This window comes from Synechococcus sp. PCC 7335 (genome assembly GCF_000155595.1).
Lineage (GTDB): Bacteria > Cyanobacteriota > Cyanobacteriia > Phormidesmidales > Phormidesmidaceae > Phormidesmis.
On record NZ_DS989904.1, the window covers coordinates 1,720,273 to 1,734,003 of the forward strand.

A 13,731-nucleotide genomic window follows, 5' to 3' on the forward strand; every position below is an offset into this window, starting at 1 on the left:
CTGTAGTTGTAAACGAAAGGATGATAGCAAAATGGCTTTTTCATTACCGCTTTTAGCAGAACTCGATGGAAGTAACGGCTTTTCGATCGAAAGCTCTGGTTTTTTTGTAAGTGGCGCAGGTGATGTCAACAACGATGGCATTGATGACCTAATTGTTGACGGTTCAGTGGTCTTTGGCTCCGATACGGGGTTTGAAGCGGCCTTTGACCGTTCTAGCTTAGATGGCAGCAATGGTTTTGTGCTCAATGGCTTTGCTTCTTCCGCAAGCGATGCGGGCGATGTCAACGGTGATGGCATTGATGACCTAATTGTTGGCAGCTCAGTGGTATTTGGCACCGATGCAGGCTTTGAAGCAGTCCTTGACCGTTCTAGCTTGGACGGCAGCAACGGCTTTGTCCTCAATGACATTGATGCACAGGACAGAACTGGCTCTTCCGTGAGCGGTGCGGGCGATGTTAACGGTGATGGCTTCGATGATCTGATTATTGGTGCACCTGCGGCTGATCCCAATGGCGACTCTTCCGGCGAGAGCTACGTGGTGTTTGGTACCGACGCGGGCTTTGATGCTGCCTTTGAGCTCTCTAGCTTAGATGGTAGCAATGGCTTCGTGCTCAATGGCATTTCTGAAGGCGATCGCTCCGGCAGTTCGGTAAGCGGTGCGGGTGATGTCAACGGCGATGGCTTTGATGATTTGATCATTAGCGCACCTGGCGCCGACATCAATGGGACTATGTCAGGTCAGAGCTACGTGGTGTTCGGCTCTGATACAGGTTTTGACGCAGCTCTCGAACTCTCTAGCTTAGATGGCAGCAACGGTTTCGTGCTCAATGGCATCAACGAATACGACTACTTTGGTAGCTCGGTGAGCGGTGCGGGTGACATTAACGGTGATGGCTTTGATGACTTGATTATTGGTGCGCCTGGGGCAGATCCATATCGTGGATTTCCGCTTTCTATAGGCGAAAGCTACGTAGTGTTCGGTAGCGATACAGACTTCGACGCTACTCTTGAAATCTCGGAGCTCGATGGTAACAACGGTTTTTCACGCAGAGGCTTCGATTTCTATGACCGCTCAGGTAGTTCAGTGAGCGGTGCGGGTGACGTTAACGGTGATGGCTTTGATGACGTGATTGTTGGTGCACCTCAGGCCGATCTGATGCCTCGCTATCGTCGCGACTCAGGTACGATTTATGTGCTATTCGGCAGCGATTCAGACTTCAGTACTTCCGGGCTCTTGGGTACTGATGTTTATGACAATTTCGGCTCTTCCGTGAGCGGTGCGGGCGATGTCAACGGTGATGGCTTTGATGACCTGATTGTTGGTGCACCTGGTGCAGGGCAGAGCTATGTGATATTTGGCGTTGCTAGTAATCCAAATCCTGATGCGATCGATGACGCAGTGACTACTGATGAGGATACGCCATTGAGCGGTAATGTCTTTGCTGACAATGGCAATGGTCCGGATACCGCCACGGATGGTAACTCCTTCACCGTTACCCGGGTCAATGGCAGCCCTGCTAACGTCGGTACTCAAGTTGTTCTTACCTCAGGCGCACTACTCACCCTCAATTCCGACGGTAGCTTCGACTACGATCCTAATGGCCGGTTTGAGGCACTCAACGCAAACGATACCGCCACTGATAGCTTTGAGTACACCATCAAAGGTGAGCGCTTTGCTGATACCGCCACCGTAACTATCGCCATTACTGGCGTTACTGATTCAACCGGACAGCTTAATTTGGCTCTGCTTGATGGCAGCAACGGCTTTGTACTCAATGGTGTTGCTGAAGGTGACAGTTCCGGTATTTCGGTAAGCGGTGCGGGCGACATTAATGGCGATGGCTTTGATGACCTGATTATTGGTGCATACAGTGCTGATCCCAATGGGGACTATTCAGGTGAGAGCTATGTGGTGTTTGGCTCCGACGCAGGCTTTGACACTGCTATTGAACTCTCTAACTTGGATGGCAGCAACGGCTTCGTGCTTAGTGGTATCGATGAACGCGATAGCTTCGGTTACTCGGTGAGTGGTGTAGGCGACATTAACGGCGACGGTATCGATGACCTAATTATCAGCGCACCTGGCGCAGGGCAGACCTATGTGGTGTTTGGCGCTGATACGGGCTTTGACGCTGCTCTCGAACTCTCTAGCTTGGATGGCGGCAACGGCTTCGTAGTAAATGGCATTAATGCAAATAGCGACTCTGGTATCTCGCTAAGTGGTGTAGGCGATGTGAATGGTGATGGCTTCGATGATCTTATTATTGGCGCATACCCAACCTACTCTTCATATGTGATTTTTGGTTCCAGCATGGGCTTTGATGCTGTCCTAGAAATTTCTGACTTAGATGGTAACAACGGCTTCGTACTCAACGGTGGTGGCTACTCCGGTTATTCGGTCAGCGGCGCAGGTGATATCAATGGTGATGGCTTCGATGACCTCATTATCGGCGCACCAAGATTCGAGCTTGGTGACGGTTATCCCTATACCTATACAGGCGCAACCTATGTGTTGTTTGGCACCGATGCGGGCTTCGAGGCTACTTTTGACCTCTCTAGCCTAGACGGCAGCAACGGCTTCGTAATAGATGGTGCTGATGAAGATGACTATGCTGGTGCTTCGGTCAGCGGCGCAGGTGATGTCAATGGTGATGGCTTCGATGACCTGATTATCGGTGCACGTAGGGCCGATCCCAATGGAGATGCTTCAGGCGAAAGCTATGTGGTGTTTGGCACCGATGCAGGCTTCGATACTGCCATTGAGCCCTCTAGCTTAGACGGCAGTAACGGCTTCGTAATTAATGGCATTGATGAAGGCGACGGCTCTGGCCGTTCAGTCAGTGGCGCAGGTGATGTGAATGGTGATGGCTTCGATGACCTGATTATTAGCGCACCTTACGCGGACCCTAATAGCTTCAGTTCAGGCGAAAGCTATGTGGTGTTTGGCACCGATGCAGGCTTCGATGCTGTCTTTAGTCTCTTTAGCTTAGATGGCAGCAACGGCTTCGTAATTAATGGCATTGATGAACTTGATCGTTCCGGTGTTTCGGTGAGCGGTGCGGGGGATATCAACGGTGACGGCTTTGATGACCTAATTATTGGCGCACCTGGGGCCGATCCTAATGGCTACGATTCAGGCGAGAGCTATGTAGTGTTTGGCGCTGCTGATATTGGGTTATCCACATCTACGCGCTTCGGCACTAGCGGAGATGATACGCTCATCGGTGGCAAGAACAAAGACATCCTGTTCGGCTTAGGGGGCAACGACTTTCTCGATGGCGGCAACGGTGACGATTCGCTAGACGGGGGCCGGGGCAGAGACATTCTCTTCGGCGGTAATGGCGACGATATCCTTTTCGGGGGAGCAGACAGCGATACGCTAGATGGCGGCAAAGGCAACGATACGCTAGACGGTGGCAAAGGCAACGATACGCTGGACGGCGGTCGGGGTGATGACAGCCTCTTCGGCGGTGATGGTAACGACAGCCTGATTGGAGGAGCAGACAGCGATACGCTAGGCGGTGGCAAGGGTAACGATACGCTAGACGGTGGCAAGGGCAACGACTCGCTCGATGGCGGTCGGGGCCTAGATGCGCTCTTCGGCAACGATGGTAACGACATCCTCAGTGGTGGTGCGGACAACGATACGCTAGACGGCGGTAGAGGTAACGATACGCTAGACGGGGGCCGGGGGAATGACTTTCTCACGGGCGGTAGCGGTAGAGACGTGCTGCTAGGCGGCGATGGTAACGACACCCTCATCGGTGGGGGCAACAACGATACGCTTACAGGTGGTAACGGTAGAGACACGTTTGTCCTATCAACTGGTGACGGCGCTGATACCATTACAGACTTTGACAGTAAAGACCTGGTTGGACTTGCAGGTGGACTAGGTATTGGAGACCTCTCCTTTGTCGGCAATGACATTTTGGTTACCGATACCAACGAGGTGCTAGCGATCCTCACTAGCATTGATACGACGAGCTTGAACAGCAGCCAGTTCGTCCTGGTCTAAGCACCTTTAGCCTAAACATAGGCGCACTCGAATACAAACATAAGAAAAACGGCCTGCGTCAACAGGCCGCTGTAGTTGTAAACAAAAGGATGATAGAAAAATGGTTTTTCCAGCACAGTTTGACTTAGCCTCCCTCGATGGCAATAACGGCTTCGTTCTTAATGGTGTTGATATAGATGACCGCGCCGGTTTTTCGGTCAGTGGGGCAGGCGATGTCAATGGCGATGGCTTTGATGACTTCATCATCGGTGCACCTGAAGCAGAGCCCAATGGTAGTGATTCAGGCGAGAGCTACGTCGTGTTTGGCTCCGATATGGTTTTTGACACCGTCATCGAACTCTCCAGCTTGGATGGCAGTAACGGCTTCGTAATCAATGGCATTGATATAGGTGATGATTCTGGTACTTCGGTAAGCAGTGCGGGTGATGTCAATGGCGATGGCCTCGGCGACCTCATTGTCGGTGCGCCTGGAGCTAGTCCCAATGGTGATGCTTCGGGTGAGAGCTACGTAGTGTTTGGTTCTGATACGGGCTTTGACGCTTCTTTTGAGCTTTCTAGTCTAGATGGCAGTAACGGCTTTGTGCTCAATGGCATCAATACAGGCGATCGCTCCGGCTTTTCGGTCAGTGGGGCGGGCGATGTCAATGGCGATGGTTTCGATGACCTGATTATTGGCGCGTACAGGGCCAACCCCAATGGTGACCTTTCGGGTAGGAGCTACGTAGTGTTTGGCTCTGACGCAGGCTTTGACGCTGATTTCGAGCTTTCTATCCTAGATAGCAATAATGGCTTTGTTCTCAATGGCATCGATACAGGCGCTCGCTCTGGCTTTTCGGTAAGCAGTGCGGGTGATGTCAATGGCGACGGCTTCGATGACCTCATCATTGGCGCACCCTGGGCTGACCCTAATAGCAGCTTTTCAGGCGAGAGCTACGTGGTGTTTGGTTCTGGTGCGGGCTTTGACACCATCCTCGAGCTTTCTAGCTTGGATGGCAGCAACGGCTTCGTTATTGAGGGCATAGATTTCTTTGACTTCTCCGGTCGTTCAGTAAGCAGTGCGGGAGACATCAACGGTGATGGCTTTGATGACCTGATTATCGGCGCATCTGGCGCTAGCTCCTTTAGTAGTGAGTATGGATTTAGCCTCTATACAGGCGAGAGCTACGTGGTGTTTGGCACCGATGCGGACTTTGATGCTGTGCTTGAGCTTTCTAGCTTAGATGGCAGCAACGGCTTCGTTATTGAGGGCATTGACGAATATGATGGTTTCGGTCGTTCAGTGAGCAGTGCGAGAGACATCAACGGCGATGGCTTCGATGACCTGATTATCGGAGAATATAGCAATTTTAGAGGCACTATCACCGAAGGCGGGAGCTATGTAGTGTTTGGTACCGATGCAGGCTTTGCTACTACGCTCGACCTTAACAGCCTAGATGGCAGTAACGGCTTTGCGTTCAGTGGCTTCGATAAGTATGCTGGCTTCGGCCGTTCGCTCAGCGGGGTGGGGGATGTCAACGGCGATGGCTTCGACGACCTGATCATTGGCAGACCCAATACCTATTCCAGTGGCGTCTCTTCAGGCCAAAGCTACGTGGTATTCGGTGCGGCTAGTAGTGAAACGCTCATCGGCACGGATGGTAATAATGTCCTTGTTGGTGGTAAGGGTAACGACTTACTCGATGGCAAAGCAGGCAACGATGTCCTCGACGGCGATGAGGGTGATGACAATCTCTATGGCGGTAACGATGCTGACATTCTGATCGGCGGCGATGGTAACGACTCGCTCTTCGGTGAGCAGGGCTTCGATACGCTCTATGGCGGTAACGGTGACGACTTACTCCTCGGTGGAAATGGCAAGGACACGCTTATCGGCGGTGATGGCAACGATACACTCGAAGGTGAGATTGGCAAAGACACGCTTATTGGTGGTGAGGGTAACGATCTCCTAACAGGCGGTCAAGGTAGAGACACTTTTGTCTTGGTACTTGGCGAGGGTACGGACACTATTACTGACTTCAGTGGTCAAGATCGGATTGGCTTAGCCGGTGGACTGGGCATCGGCGATCTGTCGTTTGTTGGTAACGACATCCTCTTTACTGATACGAACGAGGTACTAGCGACCCTTAGTGGCATAGACACCACTAGCTTGAACAACAGTCAGTTCGTACTGATTTAGACCGAGTCTGTACAAACCTGTTTGACCACCCAAACTCAAAGGGAAGCTTAAGACAAGAGTTCTTAGCTTCCCTTCGCTGTCATTCAGGCTTTTGTATCTATGAATGCTTCCTCTTCTCAAGCCGATATATCCTACACCAACGTTATGGAGAAATTAGTCGCAGATGAGGTCGCTAGGCAAAAGTCTAAGTTGCCAGAAAAGCTGCGTAGATACATCAAATCGGTCGAGGTCGAAACCTACGCCCTCAACCGATTGCCCGCACTCTATGCCTCCAGCGAAAAAGGATGGCAGATTCAATACGAAAAAGCGGGAAAAACCTACGCTAAAGAGATATACAAAGCCGTACGACAAGGTGTTGCTGCTGTTCAAATTGATCCGTTCAGGGCTTCTCAACCGCTATCTGCTAAGCAAGGTGACAAGTCATCAGCTATCTTGAAGACCTTTCGCGATCTGCTCAATCGGCCTGAGCTAAGCTGGGACGACATTCTACATGAGTGTAAACGCCTACTACTGCCTGATGATCACCCCGAACGTCCATCGCTAGATGACGAGTCAAAGCAGAAGTCTCATCGGCAACCAAGTACCTATGGCAGTATCGAGCCGTGGTCAAGGAAGAGATAGGCGCTCGGACGTAGTCAATCCAACCTTCATGAAACCGTCAAAGGTTTGAAGCACTACTACAGCAATCGGCATTCAGCTAGACCCATGTATCTCTTCAAGTTGGAACTATTTCGAGCTTGATCTTGAGCTTGATTTTAGAGCTTCATCAAGTCCTAGACGTTTGACGCCCTGTCGAAGTCGCTCAGCTTCGGTAGGGTCTAACTTTTCGGCAAGGCTGATGGCCTTATCGAAGGCTGCTTTGCTTTGGGGTAGCTTGCCTAGTTTGAACAGAACAGCGCCCAGATTTTGGTAGGCTACACCGTAGTTTGGATCAAGAGCGATCGCATACTCATAAGCTCGCATTGCCGGTTCTAAGTAACCCTTTGCTTTATGCACCACGCCTAGGTTGAAAAACGTCACTGGGTGCTTTGGATCGATTCGGCCAGCCGCTTCGTACTGCGCGATCGCCCCGTCAAGATTGCCCTTTAGCTTCAGCAATGCGCCTAGATTCAAATAAGCAGACAGCTTTAATAATTCAGCAATAGGAACTGCGATCGCCTTTCTATAAGCTGCTTCAGCCGCCTCAAAGTCTTCTGTATATCGATGCACTATTCCCAGGTGATAATAGGCCTCATACTCTGTTAGTGGCTGCAGTCTGCTTGTAATTGCACTTGCTTTTAGCGCCTGATGAAGCAACGTGAGTGCTTTTTCCCACGCCCGGCTTTGCACATACAAAGCTCCGAGCTTGTTAGCGATTAGCTTATCCTCTGGGTTTGCTGCCAGATACTTAGTCATGATCCGCTCAGCGCGTTTGAATTTATCTTTCGCCTCAATTGGCGTCACGCTATAGTTTGTATGCTCAATGATTGCTCCACTAGTTGCTCCATCGAGCTGCGCCACCTGCCAGTGCGGTTCAGCCGCCATCAGCGCTTCGATACTGTCATCGACGCTCTCATAGATGGGCCTAGTATATTTAATCGAAACTAGGTTGCGAAACAGCCGAGACACCTGAGTATAGGGAGACTGATTGACAGCAATTTCTCGACGTAGAGCAGTCACCATCAACAGGTTTGCAGGATCTATCTGTCCTAGAGGTTTCTCCGCTCTAATGGTGGCAATCAGCCGCTGTCCTGCCGCTGTCAGCGTTTCGTCGGCATCTAGCACGAGTATCCAGTCTTGCGTCGCTTGATCTAGAGAAGCATTGCGAGCGATCGCAAAATCATCGCCCCACATCAAAAAATTCACCTTTGCCCCTGCTGCTGCCGCAATCATAGGCGTATCGTCACCAGAGCCCGTATCCAAGACGATAATCTCGTCTGCTAAGTGCTTGACGCTCGACAGGGCACGAGGCAAATTTTTGGCCTCATCTTTCACAATCATACAAAGGCTAAGCGTCGCCATGAGTCGGGATCTTCCAAAGTGTCTTCTGGGGTGTCATCTAGGGCCTGCTGTTACAATTGCAGCAGATATGAGCTGTCTCGATTGGAGATCAGGTAATGACGGCTGTAACAGCAAAGTGGACTCTGGCAGAATACCATCGCATGATTGACTCTGGCGTACTAGACGAGCGCCAAGTCGAATTGATCAAAGGAGAGATCATTGAGATGGCGCCAGAGGGAAGCCCTCATTCATACTTTGTTTCCGAATCAGGTGAATATCTAATTCGGCTGTTAGGAGAAAAGGCAAAGGTACGCTATGGCAACCCAATTACGCTTCCTAATCAATCCGAGCCAGAACCAGATATCGCAGTTGTTCAGCGTCTCGGCAAGGCGTACCTTCAGCATCACCCATACCCAGAAAATATCTTTTGGTTGATTGAATACTCAAACGCAAGCTTAAACAAAGACCTTAATTTGAAGAGTCAGGTCTATGCAGAAGTCGATATTCCTGAGTACTGGGTTGTTGATCTCAAGAACCGATTACTGATTGTGTTTAGAGAGCCTAAGTCAGGACAGTACTCATCACGCTCTACGTACACTGAAGGCCAGATAGCGCCGCTGGCTTTTCCTGACGTGCCTATCTTAGTCAGCGCTATTATTGACCGGAGCTAAAAAGCTCAGCATACTAATTTCACTGAGCTATGACAAAAGTGATTGAGCCCGCTCTAAAGCAGACCTCACTTGCTCAAAGCCAGTACCACCGGCGCTGTTACGCGCTGAAACGACTTGAGCAGGCGCGATCGCCTCGTAGATATCTGCCTCAAATTTCGGATGCAGCCCCTGCCACTCTTCTAAGCTCAACTCCTTCAATAGTTTTCCTGCTGCCAAAGAAGTCTTCACGACCTTCCCAACCAAGTTATAAGCCTCTCGAAAGGGAACCCCTTTCGCGGCTAGATAATCGGCCACATCCGTCGCATTAGAAAAGTCTTCTGCGACCGCTTGGTTTAGCCTGTCAGTACGAAACGTAATGCCCTCTTGCAGTAAGATAGTCATCGCCTCCAAGCAGCCAGAGACCGTTGCTACCGTATCAAAAATGGCCTCTTTATCTTCTTGCAAATCCTTGTTGTAGGCCAGCGGCAACCCCTTCATCATCACCAACAGCCCCTGCAGGTGGCCAAAAGTTCGTCCAGTCTTACCCCGCACCAGCTCAGGCACATCAGGATTCTTCTTCTGGGGCATGATGCTCGATCCGGTCGAGCAGGTATCGCCCAGGGTTACAAACCGAAATTCCTCGGAAGCCCAAAGGATGATCTCTTCTGACAGGCGAGAAAGATGAACCATGATCAGGCTAGCCGCACTCGCAAATTCAATGGCAAAATCTCTGTCGCTCACGCCGTCCAAACTGTTGTGATAGATATCATCAAAGCCCAGCAGCTTAGCAGAATACGCTCGATCAATTGGGAATGTCGTCCCGGCTAAGGCCCCACAACCCAAAGGTGAAATATTTACTCTTTTAAGCACATCGCCCAGTCGCTCCCAGTCGCGCTGAGTCATCTCAAAATACGCCAGCAAATGATGCGCCAGGCTCAATGGCTGTGCCCTTTGCAAATGGGTATAGCCTGGAATCAGCGTTTCTACATGCTGACTAGCCAGGTCAACAATCGTCTGCTGAAAGGCCCTGATCTGTTCGCGGATCTGTTCTATTTTGCCCCTTAGATACAACCGTAGATCGGTTCCCACCTGGTCGTTTCTAGATCTAGCAGTATGCAGTTTCTTGCCGCCGTCCCCAACTAGCTCTATCAAGCGGTGCTCTACTGCGAAATGCACATCCTCTTCGTCAACACCTGGATTAAACTCGCCTCTACGGTACTCGCCGCGAATGGTCTCCAAGCCAGACACAATTTGCTCGCGCTCAGCTTCTGAGAGAATACCCACTTTGGCCAGCATCTTGGCATGGGCAACTGAACCGGTTAGATCGCATTCTAGGAGCTGAATGTCGAAGCCGATACTGGCATTAAACTGTGCGATCGCTGGATGCAACGCTGACTCAAATCTTTGGCTCCAAGCTTGCTGCAACTCTTGTCTCACCGATTGACTACCCACTATCTACCTTTGTTCCTACTCTAAATGCGATCAGACTCAATCAAGCGAACAATCTATGAATAGATACCAAAAAACACTCGATTAATCAGTCCACCATACAGTAGCAGCTAACCTCAAAAGATCGCACATCTAGTAAGCAGTGAATTGCGCCTTATCCACGATAGGCAATTAATGAGCAATTCGAATGAAGTCAGGGATATTCTGCGAAAAGGTAACTGCTAAGAAGATAGGTTTGATGCCGCATTCTCTAATTAAATAGAACAACATCAGATACCCATGTGTTTGATACCTATAGGTAACTGAAGAATAATACAACAACCTAGTCAGTTCCAATTATCCGTATAGCGGCTTCACTTTTGACGTAAAACATCTCTAACTAGACTCAACTAGAACAAGCTTGACGAAGCTTTAAAGCTCTTTTTGTAGAAGGATGAATCGGATTCACAAGATTGTTCTACTTTTAGAAAACTTTGTAGTAGAAAACTTTGTAGCTTTAACTTAGAGGAGTTGTAGATAGCTGTCTAAACTCTGCAGGCTGAGTGATTCTCATCACAACAAGGGTGGTGTCATCCGTCGCTTCCCGATCATTTCCCACAAAGCGACGTAGCATATTGAACAGGTACTGCAAGATCTCATCAGAACTCATGAAGTTGCGGCACGCCCAGCCGAACGATTCAATTAGATTGTCTTCATCGAACCGGCGGCCATCGCAATTAGCGGCTTCGGTAAAGCCATCGGTGTAGTAGATCACCGTATCTCCTGGCTGAAGCTGTACTCGATTCTCTTGATAGTGTGTCTCCATATCCAACCCTAGCAGCATACCGTCTGCATCTAAGCGGAAAACATGACCAGTCGCCGCCCGCCAGAGCAAAGGAGGATTATGCGCTGCATTGCCATAGCACAGTACTTGTGTTAGCGGGTCATACTGAGCACAAAAGAGAGTGACGAACCGGTTAGAGCTTTCCAAATCGGTACGCATCACCCAGTTCAAATTTTTCAGAAGATGGGCAGGAGAATGCTCATTGAGCACTTCCGCACGGAGCATACCGCGTAGCATAGTCATCATCAGCCCTGCTGGAACGCCTTTGCCCATGACATCACCAATCGCAAAGTTCCAAGGTTTTTCTTGGGAGGAGGGCGCATTGGGTTCTCGGAGTTGATCGTAGGTTGTCGGAATAAAGTCGTAATAGTCGCCGCCTACTTTGTTCGCGGTTTGACATCTAGCAGCGAGGTCGACTCCTTTGATTTTTGGGCACTGTCGGGGCAAGAGCTGGGCTTGAATCTCTGCTCCTAGCTCTAGTTCCCTATCAAGCCGTTCTTTTTGTCTGAGTTCTTTAGTTAGCTGGTTGTTTTCGATAGCCACACCAGTTTGATCAGCGACTAGGCGAACCAGGTTCTCCCGGGTATCACTCCAGGTATAGTCGCCTTCTTGACTAAAGACATACAGCCTACCGCATTCGATATTTTGAACAATAATAGCGGTGCCAAATATTTGGAAGTCTGCGCCCAGATAGCGACAAGCATAGCGGTCTAGAGAAAGCATTGTTGCACTTGTCAGCGAACTCGAACCACTGTCGGCAGCATTCAGAGCTGGAGAGGCAACTATCTGTCTAGTAGCCATTTCCAAAGCCAGACGGACACTGTTGCAGTCGTCGCTCCCAGATGAGCAGTGTAATTGCTCTAACCTTAAACGGCCGTCAGGCTGACACATTACCAGAGCGCCACCGGTAGCATCAGTAACACGGCTAGCAATCATTGGAATCAGCTCTAGAAACTTATTAAGGTTATTGAGGCTGCGTAAGGCGAATCCCAGCGACCCTAACAGGTCTTGAATTTTGTTCTGCTCTCGCTGCAACCTAGCAACTAACTCTTTCAACGCATAGACAGAAGTTCCGTTAGGTACACTTGTCATCTCCCTGGCTGCAGACACAGCTCTAGGCACTGCCGAGCCCACAACAGCTCGGCGATCGCCTGCTGTCGATGAGTTAAAGGGGGGAGTCGGCCTCGGCTGCATAATCTAAAGATAAATATTTTGAGAATAGAGAGGAATGCCAAAAGTAGCCATCACGATAGCACTTATCAAGCAATAGTCAATACTTAAACAAGAATATTGATTTCTTCTAGGTGAACGTCAGTAAGTAGAGGTGAAAGAACGCTACCGGTAAGGCTATTTCATGTAGAGGGTAGAGGAGTGCTGAGTAAATTGTCGATACCTTTTTATGCGAATAGATTGTCGCTAAATCATGACTAAGCCTCATGAGAAGTCTGTGAGAAATCGCTACGTTTCATATATAAACTAATCGCTTTAGCTAGCTTGGATTTTGAGTCAGATCTAAGCTAGCTGATAAGTTGATACGCTTGACTAAGGATCGAGAAATATAGAAACCAGAGTAACGAGGGGCAGTATCTATCGGGTCAGCCTGTCGGCTTATCTTTTGCTCTATATAGTCTTTTTCTCTATCTAGCCAGCATAGCCAGCTTTAGAGCCTTAACTTAAACAAGTACCTCTACTTAACCGTTAGGTTAGTACAACCTGAGTGTTTTGGAGCAGAACTCGATGGCTTCAGAGATTAAGTTTGTTTGTTTTGGGTAGATGATCGAAGGCCGTTCGATCAAGATTAGACGTTTGCCTAGTTCGAGTGCGATCGCTCGCTTCACTGCTTCGCCTCCTGCTATACCAGAGGCCTTAGCAACGATGACAGAGATTTGCCATTGCTGCCACAATGCCCGTTCTAGTGCTGGCGAAACTGGCGGCTTGATGGCCATAATCTCTTGAGAAGAGAATCCTGCTGCTAGTACCGCTGAGAGTGCTTTGATAGAAGGCAACACCCGCACAAATAGCTGCGAAGTTTGACGTAGGTGAGCAAGGCGAGATGTCAACTGAGTTAGCTGCCGGTAGCCCAACGTAAAAAGCACTCGCTGATGCTGTAAAACGCCGCTGTCCAATAGCTCGCTGAGTGAGCTGACGGAGGTGATTGGGCTGTCGGCTCTATTCGTCTCTATATTTTTCTGATTAGAATTTCCCCTATCAAAAAGGCCTTGATCAGTAGAAGATTGCCGATCAACCTCGGGGCGTTCGTAGCGCAAATAGGAAATCGCTACTGATGAGTCGGTCGCCTGGTTAGTTGCTTTGATCGCTAGGCGAGAGATTTCAAGCGCAAACGGATGGGATGCATCTAAAATACATCTCACCTGCCAGCGCTCAATAAACGCATCGATTGAATGAGCAGATAGCTGGCCAACCCATACCTTGGCTGTGTCTAGATACAGTTGCTTAGCAGCCTCTGTCGTCACTGTCACTACGTAGGGCACATCCAACTCAGACAATGCGCTAGCAAGAGCCGCACTTTCACTCGTCCCACCTACCAACCAGACATGAGCAGGCATAGTCTTTTTGCACTAGCCTCTAGCTAGAGACTGACAGCTAATTATCCGTAGCTGATCTATGGTCATCAACG

8 protein-coding genes are annotated in these 13,731 nt (G+C 49.7%); 4 read left to right on the forward strand and 4 right to left on the reverse strand.

What is annotated here, in order from left to right:
- The first annotated feature begins 31 nt into the window (after window positions 1-31).
- The 3 genes from S7335_RS07600 (at window position 32) to S7335_RS07610 (ending at window position 6,812) form a co-directional block, all read left to right on the forward strand.
- Window positions 32-4,015: a VCBS domain-containing protein gene (locus S7335_RS07600; protein WP_006457196.1), complete on the forward strand. Its 3,984-nt coding sequence runs from the start codon at window positions 32-34 to the stop codon at window positions 4,013-4,015.
- A gap of 100 nt (window positions 4,016-4,115) precedes the next feature.
- A complete protein-coding gene (locus S7335_RS07605; RefSeq protein ID WP_006454813.1) occupies window positions 4,116-6,191 on the forward strand; it encodes an FG-GAP repeat protein in 2,076 nt (691 codons plus the stop codon).
- Between the two features lie 99 nt (window positions 6,192-6,290).
- The gene (locus S7335_RS07610) at window positions 6,291-6,812 is read left to right on the forward strand and encodes a late competence development ComFB family protein (RefSeq protein ID WP_006454676.1); all 522 of its coding nucleotides are present in this window, start codon (window positions 6,291-6,293) and stop codon (window positions 6,810-6,812) included.
- A gap of 105 nt (window positions 6,813-6,917) precedes the next feature.
- On the opposite strand, the gene S7335_RS07615 is transcribed toward S7335_RS07610, so the two are convergent.
- Window positions 6,918-8,192 carry a glycosyltransferase family 2 protein gene (locus S7335_RS07615; protein WP_006457277.1) on the reverse strand — a complete coding sequence of 425 codons (1,275 nt, stop codon included), beginning with the start codon at window positions 8,190-8,192 and terminating at the stop codon, window positions 6,918-6,920.
- 95 nt (window positions 8,193-8,287) lie between these two features.
- Here S7335_RS07615 and S7335_RS07620 point away from each other — a divergent pair, with 95 nt between their 5' ends.
- A complete protein-coding gene (locus S7335_RS07620; RefSeq protein ID WP_006454576.1) occupies window positions 8,288-8,842 on the forward strand; it encodes a Uma2 family endonuclease in 555 nt (184 codons plus the stop codon).
- Between the two features lie 27 nt (window positions 8,843-8,869).
- Here S7335_RS07620 and argH read toward each other — a convergent pair whose 3' ends face one another.
- The 3 genes from argH to S7335_RS07635 all read right to left on the reverse strand — a co-directional run bounded on the left by argH (window position 8,870) and on the right by S7335_RS07635 (window position 13,660).
- On the reverse strand, window positions 8,870-10,258 hold the full coding sequence (argH, locus tag S7335_RS07625) for an argininosuccinate lyase (RefSeq protein WP_198011356.1): 1,389 nt from the start codon (window positions 10,256-10,258) through the stop codon (window positions 8,870-8,872).
- 508 nt (window positions 10,259-10,766) lie between these two features.
- Window positions 10,767-12,287 carry a PP2C family protein-serine/threonine phosphatase gene (locus tag S7335_RS07630; protein WP_006455657.1) on the reverse strand — a complete coding sequence of 507 codons (1,521 nt, stop codon included), beginning with the start codon at window positions 12,285-12,287 and terminating at the stop codon, window positions 10,767-10,769.
- A gap of 509 nt (window positions 12,288-12,796) precedes the next feature.
- Window positions 12,797-13,660 (reverse strand): precorrin-6A/cobalt-precorrin-6A reductase, encoded by an 864-nt coding sequence (locus S7335_RS07635; protein WP_006456408.1) that lies wholly within the window; start codon window positions 13,658-13,660, stop codon window positions 12,797-12,799.
- Window positions 13,661-13,731: the final 71 nt, after the last annotated feature.